Origin of the sequence: Acetivibrio clariflavus DSM 19732 (genome assembly GCF_000237085.1) — a bacterium.
GTDB lineage: Bacteria > Bacillota > Clostridia > Acetivibrionales > Acetivibrionaceae > Acetivibrio > Acetivibrio clariflavus.
On record NC_016627.1, the window covers coordinates 1,176,483 to 1,199,965 of the forward strand.

Consider the following 23,483-nt stretch of genomic DNA (forward strand, 5'->3'; position numbering starts at 1 on the left):
ATTGGATAACGCTCAGGGATATATGGATTTATCTTTTGTGTATGTTTATGTTTTGTTTTGATATGTAAGTGAGGGCATGATATATGAAGATAGCAATAGCTGGAATAGGATATGTAGGATTATCGAATGCAGTTTTGTTGGCTCAAAACAATGAAGTAATAGCTATAGATATTGATAGGAAGAAAGTGGATTTGGTAAACAGTAAAAAGTCACCTATTATTGATAATTTAATTGAAGAGTACTTAGCAACTAAAGATTTAAATCTTGTTGCGACAACAGATAATTTTATGGTTTATAGTGATGCCGATTATGTAATTATTTCAACCCCAACCAATTATGATCCTAAAATAAATAGATTTAATACAAGTACAGTGGAAGCTGTAATAAAAAATGTACTTGCAGTTAACTCTCGGGCAGTAATGGTAATAAGGTCCACTGTACCGGTGGGATATACCAATAGAATCAGGGAAGAGTTTGAAACGGATAATATAATTTTCTGCCCTGAGTTTCTCAGAGAAGGAAAAGCACTTTATGACAATCTTTATCCTTCAAGAATAGTAATAGGTGAGAAGTCTGAAAGAGCAAAACTTTTTGCAGAATTACTGGTGCAAGGGGCAATAAAAAAGGATGTTCCGATTTTACTTACCGATTCATCGGAAGCGGAAGCTATCAAACTCTTTGCAAATACTTATCTGGCAATGAGAATTGCGTTTTTTAATGAATTGGACTCCTTTGCGGAAATCAGAGGTCTTGATACAAAGCAGATTATAGAAGGCGTAGGATTAGATCCGCGAATAGGCCTGCACTACAACAACCCATCTTTCGGCTACGGCGGATATTGTCTGCCGAAAGATACAAAGCAACTGTTGGCAAACTATGAAAACATTCCTCAGAATATAATGTCTGCAATTGTTGAGGCAAATAGAACCAGAAAAGATCATATTGCTGAGATGATCTTAAAGAGAGAGCCTAAAGTAGTAGGAATTTACAGGCTGACCATGAAAACCGATTCGGATAACTTCAGAGAATCGGCAGTTCAAGGTATTATGGAAAGAATTAAACGCAAAGGAGTGGAAGTCGTTGTTTATGAACCTGCATTAAAGGAGGATAAATTCTTACGCTCAAAGGTTATAAAAGACTTGGATGAATTCAAGGGAATATCGGATGTTATTGTTGCCAACAGACTTTCCGACGAGATTAAAGATGTAATGAACAAGGTTTACACCAGAGATTTATTTGGAAGAGACTAATTTTAATTGATTGTTTGAATGGCTGTTACAGCAGAAAAACAAGCTGTATAATGGGGGTAGTTTTATGATAGGCATAGTTTTTATTGGAGACTTGAAATATTGTCCGTATTTGGCAAAGTACACAAACATATTAGACAGGGAAAAGCAAGAATATGAGGTACTTTTTTGGAACAGGGAAGCAAACAGCAGCAGATATGCCGACAATTATTTGTCTTTTAACCTGAAATCAAAGCTAAATAAATCACCCATAAGAAAAATTCTGGATTTTATGAGGTATGCAAGATGGCTCAATAGAAAAATAAAAGAGCGTGCCTATGATAAAATTATTGTGCTCTCTACATTGTCGGGTATTATTATATTTAATTTGTTAACACGTAAATATAAAAATAAATATATTTATGATATTAGAGATTATAGCTATGAACACAACAAGATTTTTTACTGGCTGGAAAAAAAGCTGATTTTTAATTCTTACTTTACATGTATATCCTCGGAAGCTTTCAGAGAGTTTTTACCTAAAAATTATAATTATAAAACGGTGCATAATTTTAACCCAAAGGAAATATCCGGGGAATATTCCTTTGTAAAAAAAGAATACGGTGACACCTTAAATTTGGTTTGGATTGGGACTGTAAGATATTTTGAACATCAGAGACAAATAATTGACAAATTAAAGGAAGATCCGAGGTTCAATTTGATTTATCACGGTTCGGGGCCTGACTTGGAGAAATTTAAGAAATATTGTGAAAGCAATAATATAAAAGGTGTAACATTTACGGGAGAATATAACAATCTTGAAAAACCAATGCTGCTTAAAAATGCAGATATTTTAAATAACAGTTATAAAAGCAATAAAGATGAGAAGATAAAGTATGCTGTCTCAAATAAGTATTACGACGGCTTGATCTATAAAATTCCCCAGCTTGTGGAAACAGATACTTACAAACATAAAAGGGTTGAAGCAGCAAAGATAGGTATCGGTTTGGACCCCAACGATAAAAATTTTGCCGATAAGCTGTATGAGTACTATTTCAGTATAGATGAAAAACAATTTAACGATAGTTGTAACAATAACTTAAATGATATTTTAAAAGAAGATGAGATATATGTTCAAAAAATTTTGGAGTTTGCTTATAGTTCTTTTAACTGAAGATATAAGGTAATATCAAGACAAAAAAGGGGAAAATAAAATGTCTGCAACTATTGGCTTAAAGCAAAAAAGTGGATATAGCACATACAAACTGTATACGTTGATTCTTGTACTGTCACCCATATTACGCCAGTATAAATCGGGAATACCGGGAGTTACATTGGCAGAATTGACTTTAGGCATAACCGGTTTATTGGTTTTCGGAAAGGAATTTAAAATATCCTTTAATAAAGCGCTGCCATTGATATATCTTTGGTTTATAGGTGTATTTTTATCGTTGAATTCTTATTTTTTTCAACAATGTATCTACTTTGAATCGGTATCAAGATTGATCAGATTTTCATTTTATGTGTTTCTGGTGGTTATTGCTACCAATTGTTTTCAACTGAGTTATGCCTTAAAGATCCTAAAGATATTATCTATAGCCGTATCAATATATATTATAGGCCAGACTATAGTTTATAATATTCTGGGAGTAATACTTCCGTTTAAGATACTACTTTTCCCGCTGTGGAATGATATCGATACCGGATATATGTTGAATTTTGCAAGTAAATACTACTTTAGACCGTCAGGAGTTTTTGTCGAGCCCGGTTATGCAGCACAGTTCTTGCTGCCGAGTCTTGCGTTTTCATTGTTTGGGTGGCGAAATGAAGAAAAAGTAGATTATAAATGTGTTGTTTTGATTTTTACAGCTATGATACTGACTACATCGGCACAGGGAATATTTTTGGGGATGTTTGTATTAGGTGTATTTCTGATGTATAAAATCAGAAAAAATGAAAAGTTCACCGGAGTTTATGAGAAATTATTGTTAATTGCTTTAATACTGATTTTGCTTGTGGCTTTTTTTAGCCTTGATTATATTCAGTTGGCAATTAATAAAGTAACAGGCGAAGTCCGAGCCGGAAGTTCATTTGCATTAAGGGTATATAGGGGATTCGCGGTATTTGCCCAACTTCCTGTAATATATAAAATAGTTGGTGTCGGACATGGAAATATGGGAAACTTTGTATTGGCCAATGATATAATTACAAAATATGATTCAGCCAAGACTACTTTGGATTATGCAGATTATTCAAGCGGATTGTCAACAGTACTGGTGTCCTACGGAATTATCGGATTCTTGTTTTTGATAGCTATGTATATCAGCCTTGTACGGAACACCAAAGGAGCATTCAGATTGATTGGAATGACCTTCATTATTATGTCCTTTGTAGCAAACATTTCCTTTAGTGTATTGATTGTATTCTATCTGTCGCTAATATATTCCGGATATACTGACAGGAATGTAAAATTACATAATAGTAAGGTGGTTTTATTATGAAATATAAAAATTCCGAGGTAAATATTGAGGATGTTCAAAAAGTTCAGTTGGAAATGTTGCTTGAACTTGACAGAATATGCAGAAAAAATGATATTAAGTATCAGCTGTTTTCTGGAACTCTGTTGGGTGCGATCAGACATAAAGGTTTTATACCTTGGGATGACGATATAGACGTATGTATGTTGAGAAAGGATTATGAAAAATTTATTGAATGCTGCAAAACAGATTTAAAGAGTGATTATTTTTTGCAGTACTACAAATCAGATAAAAAATCTATATTGCAATTTGCAAAGCTTCGCAAGAACAATACAATATTTACTAATGCCACATATCAGGATTCGGGAATGCACAATGGTATATATATAGATATATTTCCGATGGATAATGTAAAACCGGATACACTTATGGGAAAATTACAGCCTAAATTGTTTAATCTGCTTTACATTATCAGCTGCTCCAGAATAAAAAAAAGGGCGCTCCATGCAAAATTTTTTCCAAATAGATGTATTAGACTTATTTTTTACTATATTCTGAAAATTGTTCCCAAGTCGGTTTTGGATATGATGATGCAGAAAATTTTGTGCATGTATGCAAAAGAGGATACAAAATATGTTAACCATCTGACCAATGGGGCCAGTAAGGAAAGACTGGCAAAATTTATTCGTGAAAGGGAAACTTTTTATAATACTGAACTTGCTGAATTTGAAGGTTATATGTTTCCTGTTCCGAGCAATTACCATGACGTATTGACACGACATTATGGAGACTATATGAAGCTGCCTCCCGAAGACCAACGATATCCGCACCACGGTATTATAGAAATAAATTTAGATACTTCAAAAAAATAATGCAGGATATTTTATGTTTTTTTGGTATATAGCATTTCAAAGTGTTTGGAAGAATAGATTTTTTGGAAGAATAGATTTAATGAGATTTTATATCACCCAATCTACAAGTCCTTTCATATAATGTATAAGTAAAATGAGGCCAATCGATAAAATTTGCTCCTGATAAAAATTAAAGCAGCAGATGACAGAACAAGTTTTCAGAAAAACTATGCAGAAATTGCTTAAAGAAACAGAGAAGAAATATGAGCAATACCTCAACATACTCTGTAAATTCAAAAAATAAGTCTTTTGTTTTTTAAGCATCATTTTGTTGAATTCGAAAGGAGCAAGACATGCAGGCAATAATTATGGCTGCCGGTATGGGTAGTCGTCTGGGGGAGGTTACAAATGGACTGCCTAAGAGTTTTTTGGAGGTCCGCGGCAGAAAGTTAATTGAATATAATATCGATATGCTCAAACAATATGGAATTAATGATATTGTTATAGTTATAGGATACATGTGCGACATGTTTGAGAAATTGATAGATAAAAAAAGAGGAATTAAACTGGTTTTCAATCCGTTTTATGAAACTACAAATGTTATACCGTCGTTTTGGTTCGGTCAGCAAAAATTAAAAGATGATTTTATATATATTAATGCTGATACAATATGCGATCCGTCCATATTTGAAGAGCTGCTTGCGGCAGAAGGCGATATAGTTTTAGCGGTTGATTTCAAGGAATGTGATGAAGAAGCAATGAAGGTTCGTATAAAAGACAGAGAAATTGTTGAAATCAACAAGACTATGAAGCCGGATACTGCCGACGGTGAATCTATCGGCATATTGAAAGTGTCAAAAAGATGTCTCTTTAATCTGAAAAATATTACAAACAACATGATGAAAGAAAAAAAGTTCTCTTGTTTCTTTCCGGCGGCTATACAGGAGATAATAGACAGGCAGCTGCATAAGGTAACGTTTATACAGACTAAAGGTAGATTTTGGTGTGAGATTGATTGCCTGGAAGATTATATTAGAGCTGAGGAAAACATATCGGAAAACCTTATCAAATTACCGAGAAGATTTAAAAGAAAATAAAGAACGTGGAGAATAGGAGAGAACTGTTTTTATTAAGGTAAACGGTTCATTCTTGAGTTGGAATTTACCGGCGCAAATAGTTTTAGGAGGCGTAGATATATGTATGACGACAAAATTGTTCTGGTAACCGGCGGAACCGGTTCCTTTGGAAATTATATAGTACACAGGCTGCTTAAAAAATCGGTAAGAGAAATAAGAATACTGAGTCGCGATGAAAAGAAACAATACGATATGAGAATTCACTATAAAAATAGTCCTAAATTAAGGTTTTTCATAGGTGATATAAGAGACTATTCGCGTGTAGACGAGGTTATGGAAGATGTTGATATTGTTTATCAGGCAGCTGCACTGAAACATGTCTCTGAATGTGAGAAGTCTCCCTTTGAAGCAGTTAAGACAAATGTAATAGGTGTGCAGAACATTATTTCCGCTTCTATAAAGCATAAAGTGAAAAAAGTAATTTGTGTAAGTACCGATAAAGCCGTAAAGCCTGTCAATGTAATGGGAATGACTAAAGCTTTGCAGGAAAGGCTGATGCTCAGTGCAAACCTGGCACCGGAGAACAAAGGAACAATTTTTGCGGTGGTCAGATACGGTAATGTTTTGCTTTCAAGGGGCTCGGTTGTTCCCTATTTCAGAAAGCTGCTTAAAGAAGGTGAGACCATCACAATAACCGATGAAAAAATGACCAGATTTTTATTGACTCTTGAAGATGCTGTCGATTTGGTCATGTTTGCAACTGAAAATGCAACCGGTGGGGAAATATTTGTGAAAAAAGCCCCCAGTGCTTATATTGTTGATCTGGCAAAGGTTTTATGTATGGAAGCCAATAAACCCTTTGAATATAAAGTCATCGGAAAGCTTCCCGGAGAAAAACTGGATGAAATACTGATTACCGATGAAGAACTCCAAAGGTGTGAAGATAAAGGGGATTATTTTATAATTCATCCCTGGTGGAAAAAGGTTAAGTTTAGTGATATAACCTATGAATATTCTTCCGGAAACAACATAATCAGAGACATTCCAACAATTCAATCGTTAATTGCAGAGGCCGATAAAAAAGTTTCAGAGGTACATGTGGAAAAGGGGGAATTTTCGAAAATATAATCGAAAGGCGGAAAGTTTATGTTACCTCTTGTTAAGCCCTATATTGCACCTCGAAATGAATTGATTCCTGAAATTGAATCTATATTATACAGCGGATATATAGCTGAAGGTGAGGCAGTATATGAGTTTGAAAGGCAGTTCGGTACATTTGTAAATAATCCGTACGTTATAAGCCTTAACTCGGGTACTGCGGCATTGCATATTGCTCTTATTTTATGCGGGGTCGGACCCGGAGATGAAGTTATCAGTACTCCCTTAACTGCTGAGCCTACCAATGTGGCAATTAAATTGGCAGGCGGAAAAGTTGTGTGGGCTGATATTGATCCCGATACTGGCCTTATAGACCCGCAGTCGGTACGAAGTGTTATTACCGAGAAAACAAAGGCGATAATCCTGGTTCATTATGCGGGTATGGTCTGTAATATGGAAGAGTTCAATAAAATATCCGAGGAGTTCAATATCCCGATTATAGAGGATGCTGCTCATGCACTGGGAAGTTCTTATTCGGGGAAACCTATAGGTTCTGTTTCCGAGTATACTTGCTTCTCTTTTCAGGCAATTAAGCATATGACAACAGTTGATGGCGGCATTTTATCGCTGAAAAGTGATGAAGCTTGTGTTAAGGCCAGAAAATTGCGTTGGTTTGGATTGGATAAAAAAGTACCCAGATTGGAAAATGATATATCTTTTCCCGGTTATAAGTATCATATGAATAATGTCAATGCCACCATAGGATTGGTTCAATTAAGACATGCTGAGGATATCATAAAAACTCACATAAGTAACGGAAAATATTACGACAAAGAACTTTCGAATATACCGGGAGTCACATTATTAAAGTATTACAATAATACTGAGCCATCTTATTGGCTTTATACCATGAAAGTGGAAAAACGAAATCAATTCATTGAAAGGCTTGCCTCGGATGGAATTATGGCATCCCAATTACATCTGCGAAACGACAGACATACCGTTTTTGCCGAATCCAAAAGAGAACTGCCGGCATTGGATGAGTTTTACGAGAGCTTTGTTCATATACCGTGCGGGTGGTGGGTTACCGAAGAAGACCGGGAATGGGTAGTGGCTTCCATAAAAAAGGGATGGTGATAGTTTGATACCTTTATATAAGCCTTTCATGCCGGAACTGCCTGAATTGGATGAAATTCTGAGATCCGGAAAATTATCGTACGGGAAATACGGGGTGGAGTTTGAAAAAAGCCTGAAAGATTTTTTAGGGGTGAAAAACTTAATTACCGTAAATACTTTTGGCATGGCTTTATCGGTGGCTTTGTCCACACTGGGAATAAAAGCGGGCGATAAAGTGATTGCTTCCCCAATGGCTTGCTTGGCGTCAACACAGCCCTTGCTGTCAATGGGGATTAAGGTTATATGGGGAGACGTTGAACCGTCAACAGGAACATTATCTCCTGAAAGTGTCAGGAAATTGATTAAACATAAACCTAAGGCAATTATTAATAACCATTTTTGTGGGTTTATCGGATTTGTCGATGAAATAAATGCCATTGGAAAAGAGTTTGAAATCCCGGTTATAGACGATTGTATTGAGGCTTTTGGAAGCGAGTATAAAGGAAAAAAGACCGGAAATTTAGGCACCGATGTAACTGTTTTTTCCTTTGGACCGGTGAGATTACCCAATACCATAGATGGCGGAGCTGTAATATTTAAAGATGAAAAACTGTATAAAAAAAGTTTACTTGTCCGGGATTTGGGAATTGACAGATCAAAGTTCAGAGATGAATTGGGAGAAATCAATCCGGAATGTGATATAACAACGGTAGGATACAATGCCACAATGGATGAAGTTAAAAGTTATATCGGAATACAGCAAATGAAAAACATAGAATGGATTTTAAAAAAACAAAGAGAAAATGCTGAAGCTTGGAATAGAAGTAATTTAGAACAGTTTGGGTTAAGACCAATCGTTAATGCTGATGCAAAACCTAATTATTGGGTCTATGGAACGCTTGCTGAGAATAAAAGAGAAGCAATAATTTTACTCAGAGAAAAAGGCTTTTATGCTTCAGGAGTTCATATAAACAACAATAGGTATAGTGTTTTTGGGGATAGTTGTAAATTGCCGGGTGTGGATAAATTCAATAATTCGTTTGTTGCTTTGCCGAGTGGATGGTGGGTGGATGGTATATGTATTTAAAAGAGTTTAAAATTCAACTTCTCGAAAACTCAAGAATCAGTGATAAAGTAAGAGACAAAATTATTCATCTTAAGCAGGAATATTGGGATTATCCCTATGAATCGCATTTAAAGTGGATGGAGGAGAATATCCGAGAGGACGAGTATCACTTGATTATTACCGATTCTATGGATGAGGTGATTGCATATTTGAACATTGTCAACGTATCCTTAACCTTAAATAATTCAGGTGAGGAAGTAATGGGAGTAGGTAATGTCTGTGTAAAAAAGAGTTATTCGGGACAAGGAATCGGGCGGCTGCTGATGGGGATAAGCAATTACTACATAAACTCTTTCGGCAAAAGAGGTATATTGTTGTGTAAACAGCCTTTGATTAATTTCTATGAAAAGTGCGGTTGGATGAAATACGAAGGAGAAGTTTTTTTAAAAGATAAAAAATATGATGGAGCAGTAATGTTTACCGAATATTTAAATACTCCAAAGATATCTATAGAAAGGGAGTTTTGAAAATGTCCGACCCCAAAATATCGGTAATAGTTCCGGTTTATAATGCCGAAAAATATCTGAGAAAATGTGTAGACAGTATAATTAACCAGTCTTACAGAAATCTTGAAATAGTACTGGTTAATGACGGTTCAACAGATAACAGCGGATTGATTTGCGATGATTATAAAAATATGGATGAACGGATAAAGGTATTCCATAAAGCAAACGGCGGAGTGGGGGCAGCAACAAATGTGGGCTTGGATAATATGACCGGCGATTATGTTGTTTTTGTAGATAGTGATGATTATATTGAAAAAAATATGCTGGAAGATATGCTTTTAATTTTACAAAAGGAAAATGCCGATATTGTTCAGTGCGGTATATATTGGGTGGATTTTGATTACAGAATTATAAGAAAAATAACTGTCCCAAACAAAATAATAGAAGGCAGAGAAAATATCCTTCGTACGTATTTAGCGAAGAATGAAATAGGTCGCAATTTAGCTACAAAACTTATAAAAGCCAGCTTTTTTGAAAACCTGAGGCTGGAAGAAGGACGGCAAATTGTTGATGTAATTGCAATAACAGAGTTGCTTAATAAGTGTGACAGATATGTCTTTACCGAAAACTGTTATTATTATAATTTGCGGACTCCATACAGCGTTTCAAGAGGCAAATTTACCGCACAAAAGTACGATGATATAAAATATGCAACAAAATACTTTGAAAACTTTATAAGCAAGAATTGTCCTGCTCTCAAATTTTACAATTATTTTCGCAATGTTAAAGTTGCAGTTTTCTGTTATGAAAAGATATACCATAGTGATTTTACCGACAGAAAAGAAGAGCTTCAAAAGCTGAAAGAATTATTTAAAAAGAACTATCCGCTTTATAAGAAGAGTGAAGCTAAAAAATGCGGGACGTTTAAGTTCAGAATTCTAATCAGGATTTTTAACTTAAATCCCAAGTTATACTGCTGGATGATTAATTTAAAAAGGGGTAGTAATTTGTGGAAAAGGACAAAGCAAAAATAACCATAAATGCCTGTGCAAATATTGTGGGAAAAGCAATAACAGTATTTTCTATATATATATTTATTCCTTTGTATATAAAATTTCTTGGTGAAGAGTCCTATGGTCTGGTGGGCTTTTTTGCCACTTTGCAGGCAGCATTGGCTTTATTGGGAGGAGGATTTTCCAATTCTATCAGAAGGGAATTTGCATCGGGTGAAGATAACAACGAAAACAGGCTGAGAAAGTATCAACTGTTAAGATCGGTGGAGGCATTGTTCTTTTTAATTGGCATGTTTATAATTTTACTGGTCTGGTTGGGAACTGATTTTATTGTTTATCAATGGCTGAAAGGCAATAGCATAAGTCCCGATGTTATTAAGACATCCATTAGGATGATGGGGATATCAATCGGTATGCATATTTGCTCGAATTTGTATACCGGAGGTCTCCTGGGGCTGGAGAAACACGTGACTTTTAATATCATTCAGTCAATATTTAAGCTTTTCAAAGGTTTTGGTGCCGTAATGGTATTATGGTTAGTAATGCCTGATATTAGATTGTTTTTATTGTGGAATATCCTTGTTGATGCTATAAATTTGGCTGTAATTCGAAGCGTTGTTATAAGTGCTTTGAAATCTGACGTTGGTTTGTATTGGAATATAAAACTGATCGGCAATATTAAGTCAATTTTGAGTTATACAGTAGGTGTTTTTTTTATTGCTATATTTGCAACAATAAATTCCCAACTGGATAAAGTTTTGGTAAGCAAGTTTTTGACGTTGGCACAGTTGGGAATTTACAGCGTTGCTTTCTCAATTTCTCAAATACCTACATTGATTACCACGTCAATAGTAAATGCAATTTTTCCTACTTTCACATATTATTATTCCGTTAATGAAGTTGAGAAACTAAAAACAAGTTTTAAAAATTATTACAATATATTTTTGATTTTCAGCATTAGTATCGGATTTTTTATGGCTTTTTACATGAAGGATCTGTTGACGGTTTGGATTAGGAACTCATCTGTTGTTGAACAGGCTTATATTGCAGCAATTATATTGGTGTTGGGAAACACGATACTGTCTTTGCAGGTTATACCCGATAATTATTTGCTTGCTTGCAAGAATACAAAAATAATTAATTTAAGAAACCTTCTTACAACCCCTTTGATGTTTATCGTTATGCCGCTGCTGATAATAAAATTTGAGCTTATAGGAGCTGCATTTTCTTATTTTGTTATTACTTTAATAGGCACAGTGTTTTATAATAATTATATATATTTTAATTTTATTGATAAAAATATTCCGGCATGGATATTCAAGTATAATATTATTCCGGCTTTAATTGCTCTCTTAATGGCGGGGATATCGTTTTTAATAAATATGAGTTTAAAGCTAAGCTCTGTTTTTTCAATAATACTTGCAATTCTATCGGGATCGCTTACGCTATTACTATTACTTTATTTGTATGTACCGGATATTATTATGGTGATTTATAAGAAAGTCAGAGTTTTGCGGTGGTTTAATACTTTGTAGATAAAGAAGTAGTTTTTGTTTGTTATGGTCATTAATGGAATAACTGATTATATTTTTTATAAGAGTATTATCGCATAACTAAGATATATAAAATTTTTAATATAAAAATCTAAATAATATGGAACTTTTTTTTCGTATAACCAATCTAATAACATATGATAAAAAGAAAAGGAGTGACAAAATTTGTATAAGAAGATTGCATTTATTTTGGCAGTTGCCGTTCTTACAATTGCATGCATGCCGGCTTATACCTTTGCAGCCGATGAAGGACTTGAAAAGGCAATAAAAACTGTAAAACAGTATTTCTCAATTCCGGATAATTTCACGGAATTCGACTACGGGATAAACAGCGCAGGAGACAGGAAGATATGGCAGCTCAATTGGACATCTAAAGACGGAGACGGTTTGGTTGGAGCCAGTGTGGACAGCAATGGCGATATTATCAGCTACATTTTCTACGATAACACTGACTACAATAGTTCCAAAAAGATTCCGAAAATAAGCAGACAGGAAGCGCAGGCTAAAGCGGAGGAAATTATAAAAAAGATTAACCCTGGGATTTTTGAAAATTTGAAGTTTGTAGACAGCTTTGCTTATCAGGGAATGCTTAATGATGATGCTTATTATTTTACTTACATAAGAACTCACAATGGCATACCTTTACCTGAAAATAACATTTGTGTTGGAATTAACCGCAATACCGGTGAAGTTCGACAATACACCAAGCAATGGAATAATGATACCGTTTTCCCTTCTTCGGAAAAGGCTTTAAGTATTGAAGAAGCTCAAAAGGCATATATTGAGAACCTTGGATTGAGGCTTACATATTACTCCAGAAATAATGGGGATAAAACTGAAGTATATGCAGCCTATACGCCGATATTTGAATCTGACTATTATATAGATGCTATTACCGGCGAAAAGGTTTATCTAGGATATAGTTATAACGGTGCAGAGGAATGGAGCTATGATGGAGCTTTAAAGAATGTTGCTGTAGGTAGGGGAGAGACAGTAGCACTTTCTCCGCAAGAAATTGATGCCATTAATGAAGTATCAAAGCTTCTTACCCAGGAAGAGGCAGAAAAGAAAGTAAGGGAGATAAAATTATTTGAACTCGATGAAAATTATATTGTAAATAGTGCCAGTTTAAGTACCAGCTGGACTTCTAAAAATGATTTTGCATGGAATTTATATTTTGAAAAAGAAGTTTCAGGAACCAACAAGGAATACGATTTTCTGTATATCGCTGTTGATGCTAAAACCGGAGAAATAAGGAGCTTTAGCAGACCTTTCAGCAATATAGAAGATATAGAACCTAAATTTGACAAGGAAGCATCAAAAGCTGAAGTTGAAAAAGTAATAAAAGAATTGCAGCCGGAGAAGTTTGCACAAACCGAATATCAGGAACTGTATAATGACAGGATATATAATAATACAAACGAGAAACCGAAGACTTATGGTTTCAGTTATGTAAGAAAGGTTAACGGAGTCCTGTTCCCTGAAAACAATATATCGGTTACCTTTGATGCGGTTAACGGAAAGATTGTAAATTTCTATACCCGCTGGTCTGAAGTGGATTTTCCGTCGGTGGAAAAGGTAATACCCTTAAGTGAGATTTATGAAAAATTATTCAGTGAAATAGGATTAAAACTTCAATACCGCATAGATACCAATGCGCAAAATAATTCCGAAGAACTTGCTTATGAAAAAATAGATATAATCCAGGCTTATAATAAAAATATAAAATTAAGGCTTATATATGCTTTTGATGAGGGCAAACCGATAAGGTTCGATGCTTTTTCCGGTGAAATACTTGACTATGAAGGAAAGCCATACAAAGAAAATAAAATACAAGAATATAATGATATTTCGGGACATTACGCAGAAGATATTATAAAACTTCTGGCAGAAATGGGAATAGCCCTTGAGGGACCTGAATTTAAACCTAATGAGGAGATAAAACAGAAAGATTTCCTCTTGCTGATTTCTCAAATTATAGACGGCGGTTACCGGTTCTTTGGAAAGACAGCTTTGAAGGAAAATAAAGAAATTGAAGATTTATATACCCTGCTGATTAGAGAGGGAATTGTAAAACAGAATGAAAAGGATCCCGAAGCACCGTTGACAAGAGAAGAGAGTGTAAAATTCATCATAAGAGTATTAAGATATGATAAAATAGCAGAACTTACAGATATTTTTAACTGTACTTTCAAAGATAAAGATGATATAAGTTCTGATCTTATAGGTTATGTGGTATTGGCTAAGGGACTTAAGTTAGTAAGTGGAGATGGAGAATATTTCAGACCTAAGAATAAGCTGACAAGAGCTGATGCAATACTTATAATTTACAATTATCTTAATATATTATAAATTTTCCCCCTCACTCAAAGAAAGAACTTCCTCTTTGCAGGAAGTTCTTTCTTTTGGGTATGTATATTTTATTATTCTTCTATATTGCTGTTGCAAATACTGTTTACAAACTGGTCCATACTGGACTGGAGCATGTAGCCACCGTCTACTTTTAAAATTGTGCCTGTGATGAAGCCGGCTTCCGGTGAACAGTAGAAGGAAACGGCACAAGCTACATCCTTTGGTTCACCGATTCTTTTTACTGGGGTATCTTTGATAAAAGTTTCTCCCATTGCAGCTATAAAACCATCGGCCATTGGTGTCTGTATAATTCCGGGTTGAATACAGTTTACTGTAATTCCGTCAACTCCCAACTCTTTTGCTAGGGTCATTGTCATTCCTTCTAAAGCAGCTTTGGAAGCAGCATAATTTACTGCACCGTTAAATCCGTGTATAGCAGCTACTGAGGAGATTATTACAATTCTACCGTACTTATTAAGTTTCATTTTTTTAGATACAGCTTTTGTACAATAGAATGTACCGTATAAGTGGGTTTTCAAAACAGAGTCCCAGTCTTCATCCTTCATGTTATATATAAAAGCCGGGTTGCTTAAATTTCCGGCATTGCTTACCAATATGTCAATTCTTCCATACTTATCATAAATCTTATCAATAACCTGATTAACATCTTCTTTTTTGGAAACGTCCAATTCAAGGCACTCTGCATAACCGCCGGATTTTTCAATTATTGACTGTGTCTCCTGCAGCAAGGACATTCTTCTGCCGGTAACTATTACTTTTGCGCCTTTTTGGGCAAGATCAATACAAATACCTCTTCCTATACCGGTTCCGCCGCCTGTAACTAATGCAACTTGGTTTTCAAGATTTTTTTCCATTATTGTCACACTCCTTTTAATTTGGGATTTCTAAATAAAGACATACAGACTTGTTTATTGAATCAAAGTACTTTCTTTTAGAAATTTCAACTTGTGTATGCCATCACTCCTCTTCGTATATTGTCTTTGTTTTTTCTAATGCACCAAATGTTGAACAAAAGAAATGATGTTAATAGGAATTGCTAATACTATTATAGTTAAGTTTTATTTTCTATACAACAAAAAACAACAAAATTATACAAAAAAGCACATAATACGATATGATAAATAAACTAACATGTATTTATTTTAAGATTTGTTTATATGGGCAAGAATTTTGTTATACATTTATAATGCTATTGAGATTGTTGAGGAATTTAATGATGAACCTGATTTTGATATGTGTTAAAGATTGACAAAATCGCGCTGTTAAGTTATAATTTTTGAATTATGATAATAGGATGAACATCGAATATTTATAAGTAATTTTATAGCTCACTAATAAGTTTATTATATAGAAAAGTACATATCCGAATCAAAAAGTTTTTAATATAGAGTTGCGTTGGAGGTATAATAAATGAAACATGATTTTAAAGTTATAGAAGCCAAATGGCAGAAAAAATGGGAAGAAGCAGGTGTCTTCCGTGCTGAGGATAACAGCGATAAGCCAAAGTTTTATGCTTTGGTGGAATTTCCTTATCCTAGCGGAGCCGGAATGCATGTAGGGCACATTAAAGCGTATTCCGGTCTTGAGGTAATTTCCAGGAAACGTCGCATGGAAGGTTACAATGTTCTTTTCCCTATTGGGTTTGACGCATTCGGATTGCCCACTGAAAACTATGCTATCAAAACCAAAACTCATCCCAGGAAAATAACCGACGATAATATTGTGAAATTCACCGAGCAGTTAAAGAAAGTAGGTTTTTCCTTCGACTGGTCCCGCGTGATTGATACGACACAGGAGGATTATTACAAATGGACCCAATGGATTTTCCTCAAAATGTTCGAAAAGGGCCTGGTTTTCAGAAGCAAGGCATTGGTTAACTATTGTCCGTCTTGTAAAGTTGTATTGTCCAATGAGGACAGTCAGGGCGGTAAGTGCGATATTTGTAAGAGCGATGTTATACAGAAGGCAAAGGATGTTTGGTATCTGCGTATTACCGAATATGCTGAAAAGCTTTTGCAAGGCCTTGAAGAAGTTGACTATCTGCCGAACATAAAGCAGCAGCAGGTAAACTGGATAGGTAAATCTACCGGTGCTTTCGTTGATTTTCTGATAGCCGATAAAGAAGAAAAGCTTCGTGTGTATACAACCCGTCCCGATACTTTGTTTGGCGTAACTTTCATGGTAATGGCTCCGGAACATCCGCTTATTGATAAGTATGCCAAAGATATCTCCAACATGAATGAGGTTGAAGAATACCGTAACGTATGTGCAAAAAAGACAGAATTTGAGCGCACACAGCTTGTAAAGGAAAAGACAGGAGTACGTCTTAATGGTATTGAGGCAATCAATCCGTTGAACGGAAAGCGTATTCCTATCTACATTGCAGACTATGTAATGATGGGTTACGGTACCGGTGCAATAATGGCTGTTCCTGCTCATGATGAACGAGATTATGAGTTTGCAAAGAAGTTCGGAATAGAAATTATTGAGGTTATCAAAGGCGGAAATATTGCTGAAGCTGCCTATACCGGTGACGGTGAGATGGTTAACTCTGACTTCCTCAACGGATATACCAACAAGAAAGAAGCCATAGCCAGGGCTATTGAAGAATTGGAGAAGCGTGGCATTGGCGAAGCCGGTGTGCAGTATAAAATGAAGGATTGGGCGTTTAACCGTCAGAGATATTGGGGTGAACCCATTCCGATTATTCACTGTCCAAAATGTGGGGTTATTCCGGTTCCATATGAGGAATTGCCATTGAGATTGCCTGATATAGAGAATTTTGAACCGGGTGTGGATGGCGAATCACCTCTAGCTAAGATAGATTCCTTTGTAAACTGTACTTGCCCGAAATGCAAGGGCGCTGCAAAACGTGAAACGGATACAATGCCACAATGGGCAGGTTCTTCATGGTATTTCCTGCGTTATATAGACCCTAATAATAATGAAGCTTTGGCTGACAAGGAAAAGATAAAATATTGGATGCCGGTAGATTGGTATAACGGCGGTATGGAACATGTTACCCGTCATATGATATACTCCCGTTTCTGGCACCGCTTCTTGTATGACATAGGAGTGGTAAATACACCGGAGCCTTATGCAAAGCGTACTGCACAAGGTTTGATTTTGGGTCCCGACGGTGAAAAAATGAGTAAATCAAAGGGTAACGTTGTTGACCCGTTGGATGTGGTTGAGGTTTATGGAGCTGATGTTTTACGTACCTATGTACTGTTTATGGGTGACTATGCTTCAGCTGCACCATGGAATGACAGCGCTGTAAGGGGTTGTAAGAGATTCCTCGAACGTGTATGCAGCTTATGTGATATTGTCAAAGGAGAAGGAACTACCCCGGAATTGGAGACATCTTTCCACAAGACCATCAAAAAAGTTTCCAATGATTATGAGGAAATGAAGTACAATACTGCAATTGCAGCTTTGATGGCTCTTATTAACGAGATTTATGACCACGGTTCACTGACAAAGGATGAACTTGTAATATTTATCAAACTGCTTTATCCCGTTGCGCCCCATGTGTGTGAAGAGATTTGGGAGAAACTCGGAGGCGAAGGATTTTTAGCTCAATCCTCCTGGCCGAAGTACGATGAAGCAAAGACTATTGATAAGGCAGTGGAAATTGCGGTTCAAATAAACGGAAAAGTTCGTGGGGTTGTTACAATTCCGCTTAACTGTCCTCAGGAAGAAGCACTGGCTGCAGCAAAACAAGTTCCGGACATTGTGCCTTTCCTGGAGGGTAAAACTATTGTGAAAGAAATTTATGTTCCTAATAAGATTGTCAATATAGTTGTTAAGTAAAAATAATTTATAATGTCATAAAGGGAGATAGTAGGCTTGTAAAGCGACTGTCTCCTTTTAATTTTTTGGTATAGGTTGTAAGATTTTGATTTTATATAAATTGTAAATTTATAAAGTGGATTAATTATTGCAACCTATTGATAATTGTAACTAAATAGTACATAATATACTAAAAAATAATTAAAATAAAACTTTTTGTATACCGATTGACATTTTTATTATTACTTTAGTGATTATGAGTATGGAATATGTTAAAGAGGTACGGAAATATTATGGAGAAAGAACAATCCTTTGTTTCAAAAAGAAAAAATAAACCTATAAAAAAAATATTCATTTCAGGTATTTTAAGTGTATTGGTGCTATTCGGGGGGATATTTACTGTCGGAGGTTTTTTCAGCAAATATGAATGGATCTTTGATTTGTTTTCCCATTTTCGTTTTCAATACTTTGTTTTCTTTTTAATTATGTCTGTTTTGTGTCTCCTGTTCAAAAGGCGAAAGCTATTATTTTTTTCAATAATTTTTTGTTTGATAAATTTAATTACCATTATCCCACTGTACATACCTCATAGCGGTTTTGATAAAAACATCGGTAATTGGCAGGGAATAAAAATTCTCCATTTTAATGTACTGACCGGTAACCGGGATTATCAAAGTGTAATAAAATATATAGAGGAAAAGGATCCTGACATTATTTCATTAAACGAGGTTAATCAAAGCTGGATTGACAATTTGAATTTGTCCCGGAAATATAAATACAGTGTTGAGGAAATTAGGGAAGATAATTTTGGAATAGCCCTTTTTAGCAGAATTGAATTGAAAAATCCAAGAATTGAGTACTTTGGCGACGCGAAACTGCCCAGTGCTGTAGCAGAGTTCTATGCGGGAGACAGAGAAGTGTCTGTCATAACAACACATCCGCTTCCTCCTGCCAGCAGAATTGGTTTTGAACTTAGAAACAATCAGCTTTCAGCAATTGTTCAAAACAGGAATAGTTTTAAATCGAGCATGATTTTGCTAGGAGATTTGAATACCACCTCATGGTCCTATGGATTTCAGAATTTATTAAAGGGTATGGATTTATATGATTCCAGAAGGGGTTACGGCATAGGATTTTCATGGCCTGTGTCAATGCCCTTGCTGTCGGTTCCCATAGATCATTGCCTTGTATCAAAAGATATAGAGGTATTGAAACGTGAGACGGGACCGAATTTGGGATCGGATCACCGACCAATCTATGTTGAGTTGAGGATACCGAAAGTATCACTCAATTCAGAAGAAAATAATTATGTCAACACCGGTGAAATTGAAAATGACCTGGAGGTATTACCGGAGGAAACTCCTAAACAGCAAATTGTGAAAAGTATTATAAAACCTGAAGGCAAAACAATACAGGAAAGATTTGATGTTCCGGACGGCTTTGAGAGAATTCCCGTTGCGGAAGGCTCCTTTGCTGAATACTTACGGAATATGCCGTTAAAACGCCACGGTTCTGAAGTTTATTACTTTGATGGGAGAAAAAAAGGCAGAGATGTATATGACGCTGTAATAGATATGGATGTGGGGGATAGAGACTTACAGCAATGTGCCGATGCCGTAATGCGATTTAGAGCGGAGTATTTGTATCATAAGGGGCTTTATGATAAGATACATTTCAATTTTACAAATGGGTTTAAGGCTGAGTATTCAAAATGGAGAGAAGGATACAGAATCGCAGTTGAAGGCAATAATGCTTACTGGGTAAAGCGAGCCGGTTACTCGAAGGAGTATTCGGTTTTCAGACAGTATATGGATATGGTTTTTGCCTATGCAGGGACCTTGTCTCTATCTCAAGAACTGGACAGGGTGAATATTGAAGATATGCAAATAGGGGATGTCTTTATGAAAGGTGAGCTTCCCGGCCATTGTGTTATTGTTATGGATATGGCGGAAAATAAGGCCACCGGGGAAAAAATATTTATGATAGCACAGAGTTACATGCCTGCTCAGGATATTCATGTGCTGAAAAATTTCAATAATACTGAAATAAGCCCGTGGTACAGTTTAAATTTTGGAGATGTGCTCAATACTCCAGAGTGGACTTTTTACAAAGACCAGCTTATGAGATTTAGAGATTAAGAAAAGAATGAGGCTTTGTAAACCAACATTGAAGCAAAGTTTTCTGAATATACCAGCTTGTATTCAATGCAGGAATTATCAGTGTTGAGTATGAATCCATAAAAGCGTTTTTAACATATTGAAAGTGAGGATATTGCCATGATTAAGCGTTTTCACTATAACTCGCCGGTTATACTGACTTATACTATATTATCTTTTATTGTTTTGCTGCTTGGCGAATTTACGAATTTCTATTCAACCCGTCTTCTGTTTTCGGTTTATAGAAGCAGCCTTAGCGATGTTTTTTTCTATTTCAGATTGTTTGGACATGTGCTGGGGCATGCTGATTGGAACCATTATTTGAATAATTTTCTCATTATACTGATAATCGGACCAATGCTTGAAGAAAAGTATGGTTCAAAAAATTTGCTTGTAATGATGGCGATTACTGCAGTTATGACAGGATTATTGAATATTCTGCTGTTTTCTTCAGCATTGCTTGGGGCAAGCGGTATTGTATTTATGTTTATTTTATTAGGTTCCTTTGCCAACATTAGAAAAGGAAAAATTCCTATAACACTTGTTCTGGTTATTATCGTTTACCTTGGAAATGAAGTGGCTGATGCTTTATTAAAGCAGGACAATGTTTCGCAGCTTACCCACATAGCCGGGGGCATTTTTGGATGCATTTTCGGTTTTACTCGCCAGAGAGGAAGAAGTGTATAGTTTTATATCTCCAATGATTTCATTTCTGTATTTATTTTTTATTTTCCGGGAATTTTATTATGCTGTTTTAATGTATATGACTGCAGGATTCTATTCCTGAAAGTTGAATATATATTCTAAGGCGTCATTGACAATTCATTGTTGCTATCAGTAATCCTAATTTTCAAATTTAGCTGCCTTTCCAAAACATTCAGCACTTTATTGAGGTGATTTGATGAAAAGACGAAAGACTATAGGACTTCTTATCAATGATATAGATGGGAGCTTTCAAACTTATATTTGGTTGATGCTGAAACAAGCAGCTGAAGAAATGGATTGCAATTTGATGGTCTTTGAAGGAAGATCCTTAAAACACGATGATTTTGCCGAAAAGCAACACCATATAATCTACAGTTTTATTGAGAAAGGCAGGTTTGACGGATTAATAATAACCAGTGCTTCCATATCTACCTATATAAAGTATGAAGAGTTTCTGCAATTTATGAAAAAATACGAAGGTATTCCCTTAGTTTCTATGGGAGTTGTAATACCCGGCGCATTAAATGTAATTTGTGATACAAAAGCGGGAATGAAAGAGCTTATCAGGCATTTAATTGATGATCACGGTTATGAAAAAATACTGTTTGTGACAGGACCGGAAGGAAACCAGGAAGCAACAGAACGCCTTGAAGCATATAAAGAGGTTTTAAGGGAGAAAAACTTAGAATTTGATGAGAATTTGGTAATCCAAGGGGATTTTGTTTCAAATACAGGATACCGGATAATGGAAGAGGTTGCAAACTCAAATATGGAGTATGATGCAATTGTTTTTTCCAATGATGATATGGCTTTAGGTGCAATGAAATTTATAGATCATATGAAAAATTCCGGGAATTATTCGTTGGATAAAAAGATAATCCTCTGCGGATTTGACGACTCTCTAAACGCGAGCAAAGTAAATCCTCCTCTGACTACAGTAAGACTGCCTTTGAAGGAAGTATGTTATAAATCGGTGGAAGTGTTATTAGGCGATGAAATTAAGGAACAGACCGTTATATTGCCTTCGGTTCTTGTAAAGAGAGCATCCTGCGGATGCGATTACAAAAAGGAAGATGAGGAATTAAAAAATATTAATTCAGTGAAAATGGTATTGGATTACAGAGTCCATGAAAATTTGCAAACATACCAGATTGATGAACTGTTTGATAAATTGTGTTCTGCTTTAAAAAAGAGCTTTATTGAGAGCTGTTTTATTTTTAAATATCTTGAAGGCCCGATTTTCTATAATGAAGAAATGGCATTTGATGAAAATTTTAAAGTACCGCAAAGATCGGAAATGGTTTATGCTTATTATAAAGGGCAGAGAATGATTATAGAGCAGAGTGACAGGGTAATAAATACTGCTCAGATTCTTCCTGAGCGCTTTATGCCTGAGGATAGCAGATTTACGTATATTGTCATGCCTTTGTTTTTCAAAAATGAGCATTTCGGTTATGTATGTTTTGAAGTAAACAATAATGATGTAATTACCTTTGAAATGTTGAGAGGACAGATTAGCAATACCTTAAAAGGGGCACTCATGCTGCTGGAAAGGGAAACTATGGGAGAAAGCCTTAGGGAAAGTGAAAGATTAGCTTCACTGGGGCAGATGATAGGAGGCATATCTCATAATCTTATGACACCGATTATGTCCATTTCAGGTGTAGCTGCTGCTTTGGAAGACTTAATTTATGAATACAGGGAGTCAATTGGAGACAGTTCGGTGACTGATGAAGACCATTATGAAATCAGTTCTGAAATGTCAGAATGGGTTAATAGGTTAAAAGAATATAATTCGTACATGTCTAATGTTATATCAACCGTTAAATCCCAGGCAGTTCAGTTAAATTCACAGTGTAACAAAGATTTTACGATAGAAGAGCTTGTGAATAGAATTAAGTTTTTCAATAATTATGACCTTCTTATTGAGAAGTCAGATTTAAGCATATTTGTAGATGTCGATACAAATATTGTTATACAAGGTGATATATCCAATATAGTACAGATACTGGATAATCTAATAAAGAATGCTATTCAATCGTATGAGGGTAAAGAATCCAACCATTGCAGAGTTGAGCTTCATATACGTAGAAATGATGATAATGTAATATTCATAGTGAAAGATTATGGATGTGGAATACCTGAAAAAATTAAACCTCGTTTATTTAAGTATATGCTGACTACTAAGGGGAAAAGTGGAACAGGGTTAAGTCTTATGCTGTCCTACTCCACCATAAAGGGGAAATTTGGAGGAGATATTTGGTTTGAATCTAAGGAGAATGAAGGCACAACATTCTTTATTATGCTGCCTATAAATAAAGCAGATTTATAGAAAATTTTGAGTAATTGGATAGTAAAGATTGTTAATAGGCTAAAGTAAATTTAATTTAACAAAATATGGATAATGTAAGCATGTACAAAATCCAAAAAATCATATATAATATATATCTATTATGAATAAGAATAATTCAAATT

At 35.3% G+C, this 23,483-nt stretch carries 17 protein-coding genes and 1 pseudogene; 17 read left to right on the forward strand and 1 reads right to left on the reverse strand.

What is annotated here, in order from left to right; genetic code table 11:
• The first annotated feature begins 83 nt into the window (after positions 1-83).
• From CLOCL_RS04930 to CLOCL_RS04985, 12 genes are all read left to right on the forward strand, one after another.
• Complete coding sequence (locus CLOCL_RS04930; protein WP_014254310.1) at positions 84-1,250, forward strand: nucleotide sugar dehydrogenase; 1,167 nt, start codon at positions 84-86, stop codon at positions 1,248-1,250.
• Between the two features lie 64 nt (positions 1,251-1,314).
• Positions 1,315-2,400, forward strand: coding sequence for a glycosyltransferase family protein (locus tag CLOCL_RS04935; protein ID WP_014254311.1), 1,086 nt, complete (start codon positions 1,315-1,317; stop codon positions 2,398-2,400).
• A 40-nt stretch (positions 2,401-2,440) separates the two neighbouring features.
• Complete coding sequence (locus tag CLOCL_RS04940; RefSeq protein ID WP_014254312.1) at positions 2,441-3,727, forward strand: O-antigen ligase family protein; 1,287 nt, start codon at positions 2,441-2,443, stop codon at positions 3,725-3,727.
• Entirely contained in the window at positions 3,724-4,575 is an 852-nt protein-coding gene (locus tag CLOCL_RS04945; protein ID WP_014254313.1) for a LicD family protein, read from the forward strand. The genes CLOCL_RS04940 and CLOCL_RS04945 overlap by 4 nt, the downstream gene beginning before the upstream one ends.
• Positions 4,576-4,907: 332 nt before the next feature.
• The gene (locus CLOCL_RS04950; protein WP_014254314.1) at positions 4,908-5,651 is read left to right on the forward strand and encodes a phosphocholine cytidylyltransferase family protein; all 744 of its coding nucleotides are present in this window, start codon (positions 4,908-4,910) and stop codon (positions 5,649-5,651) included.
• Between the two features lie 99 nt (positions 5,652-5,750).
• Positions 5,751-6,758 (forward strand): SDR family NAD(P)-dependent oxidoreductase, encoded by a 1,008-nt coding sequence (locus tag CLOCL_RS04955; RefSeq protein WP_014254315.1) that lies wholly within the window; start codon positions 5,751-5,753, stop codon positions 6,756-6,758.
• 18 nt (positions 6,759-6,776) lie between these two features.
• Positions 6,777-7,865: a DegT/DnrJ/EryC1/StrS family aminotransferase gene (locus tag CLOCL_RS04960; RefSeq protein ID WP_014254316.1), complete on the forward strand. Its 1,089-nt coding sequence runs from the start codon at positions 6,777-6,779 to the stop codon at positions 7,863-7,865.
• 4 nt (positions 7,866-7,869) lie between these two features.
• Positions 7,870-8,931: a DegT/DnrJ/EryC1/StrS family aminotransferase gene (locus CLOCL_RS04965; protein WP_014254317.1), complete on the forward strand. Its 1,062-nt coding sequence runs from the start codon at positions 7,870-7,872 to the stop codon at positions 8,929-8,931.
• Positions 8,922-9,437, forward strand: a complete 516-nt coding sequence (locus CLOCL_RS04970; protein WP_014254318.1) for a GNAT family N-acetyltransferase — start codon at positions 8,922-8,924, stop codon at positions 9,435-9,437. The genes CLOCL_RS04965 and CLOCL_RS04970 overlap by 10 nt, the downstream gene beginning before the upstream one ends.
• Before the next feature lie 2 nt (positions 9,438-9,439).
• Positions 9,440-10,450 carry a glycosyltransferase family 2 protein gene (locus tag CLOCL_RS04975; protein ID WP_014254319.1) on the forward strand — a complete coding sequence of 337 codons (1,011 nt, stop codon included), beginning with the start codon at positions 9,440-9,442 and terminating at the stop codon, positions 10,448-10,450.
• Positions 10,426-11,964: a lipopolysaccharide biosynthesis protein gene (locus CLOCL_RS04980; RefSeq protein ID WP_027622678.1), complete on the forward strand. Its 1,539-nt coding sequence runs from the start codon at positions 10,426-10,428 to the stop codon at positions 11,962-11,964. The genes CLOCL_RS04975 and CLOCL_RS04980 overlap by 25 nt, the downstream gene beginning before the upstream one ends.
• Positions 11,965-12,147: 183 nt before the next feature.
• Positions 12,148-14,334 carry a YcdB/YcdC domain-containing protein gene (locus CLOCL_RS04985; protein WP_014254321.1) on the forward strand — a complete coding sequence of 729 codons (2,187 nt, stop codon included), beginning with the start codon at positions 12,148-12,150 and terminating at the stop codon, positions 14,332-14,334.
• 71 nt (positions 14,335-14,405) lie between these two features.
• Here CLOCL_RS04985 and CLOCL_RS04990 read toward each other — a convergent pair whose 3' ends face one another.
• On the reverse strand, positions 14,406-15,209 hold the full coding sequence (locus CLOCL_RS04990) for an SDR family NAD(P)-dependent oxidoreductase (RefSeq protein ID WP_014254322.1): 804 nt from the start codon (positions 15,207-15,209) through the stop codon (positions 14,406-14,408).
• A gap of 556 nt (positions 15,210-15,765) precedes the next feature.
• Here CLOCL_RS04990 and leuS point away from each other — a divergent pair.
• The 5 genes and pseudogenes from leuS to CLOCL_RS05010 all read left to right on the forward strand — a co-directional run bounded on the left by leuS (position 15,766) and on the right by CLOCL_RS05010 (position 23,340).
• Entirely contained in the window at positions 15,766-18,168 is a 2,403-nt protein-coding gene (leuS, locus tag CLOCL_RS04995) for a leucine--tRNA ligase (protein ID WP_014254323.1), read from the forward strand.
• Between the two features lie 464 nt (positions 18,169-18,632).
• A pseudogene (locus CLOCL_RS23930) lies at positions 18,633-19,382 on the forward strand (endonuclease/exonuclease/phosphatase family protein); the annotation flags it as partial.
• A gap of 36 nt (positions 19,383-19,418) precedes the next feature.
• Positions 19,419-20,285 carry a DUF4846 domain-containing protein gene (locus CLOCL_RS23935; protein ID WP_476691460.1) on the forward strand — a complete coding sequence of 289 codons (867 nt, stop codon included), beginning with the start codon at positions 19,419-19,421 and terminating at the stop codon, positions 20,283-20,285.
• A gap of 138 nt (positions 20,286-20,423) precedes the next feature.
• Positions 20,424-20,990, forward strand: a complete 567-nt coding sequence (locus tag CLOCL_RS05005; RefSeq protein ID WP_014254325.1) for a rhomboid family intramembrane serine protease — start codon at positions 20,424-20,426, stop codon at positions 20,988-20,990.
• A 214-nt stretch (positions 20,991-21,204) separates the two neighbouring features.
• Positions 21,205-23,340 (forward strand): ATP-binding protein, encoded by a 2,136-nt coding sequence (locus CLOCL_RS05010; protein ID WP_014254326.1) that lies wholly within the window; start codon positions 21,205-21,207, stop codon positions 23,338-23,340.
• Positions 23,341-23,483: the final 143 nt, after the last annotated feature.

Coding starts and splice junctions, on each gene's coding strand:
- CLOCL_RS04930 (WP_014254310.1), top strand. CDS start 84: ATGAAGATAGCAATAGCTGGAATAGGATATGTAGGATTATCGAATGCA.
- CLOCL_RS04935 (WP_014254311.1), top strand. CDS start 1,315: ATGATAGGCATAGTTTTTATTGGAGACTTGAAATATTGTCCGTATTTG.
- CLOCL_RS04940 (WP_014254312.1), top strand. CDS start 2,441: ATGTCTGCAACTATTGGCTTAAAGCAAAAAAGTGGATATAGCACATAC.
- CLOCL_RS04945 (WP_014254313.1), top strand. CDS start 3,724: ATGAAATATAAAAATTCCGAGGTAAATATTGAGGATGTTCAAAAAGTT.
- CLOCL_RS04950 (WP_014254314.1), top strand. CDS start 4,908: ATGCAGGCAATAATTATGGCTGCCGGTATGGGTAGTCGTCTGGGGGAG.
- CLOCL_RS04955 (WP_014254315.1), top strand. CDS start 5,751: ATGTATGACGACAAAATTGTTCTGGTAACCGGCGGAACCGGTTCCTTT.
- CLOCL_RS04960 (WP_014254316.1), top strand. CDS start 6,777: ATGTTACCTCTTGTTAAGCCCTATATTGCACCTCGAAATGAATTGATT.
- CLOCL_RS04970 (WP_014254318.1), top strand. CDS start 8,922: ATGTATTTAAAAGAGTTTAAAATTCAACTTCTCGAAAACTCAAGAATC.
- CLOCL_RS04975 (WP_014254319.1), top strand. CDS start 9,440: ATGTCCGACCCCAAAATATCGGTAATAGTTCCGGTTTATAATGCCGAA.
- CLOCL_RS04990 (WP_014254322.1), bottom strand. CDS start 15,209: ATGGAAAAAAATCTTGAAAACCAAGTTGCATTAGTTACAGGCGGCGGA.
- leuS (WP_014254323.1), top strand. CDS start 15,766: ATGAAACATGATTTTAAAGTTATAGAAGCCAAATGGCAGAAAAAATGG.
- CLOCL_RS05005 (WP_014254325.1), top strand. CDS start 20,424: ATGATTAAGCGTTTTCACTATAACTCGCCGGTTATACTGACTTATACT.
- CLOCL_RS05010 (WP_014254326.1), top strand. CDS start 21,205: ATGAAAAGACGAAAGACTATAGGACTTCTTATCAATGATATAGATGGG.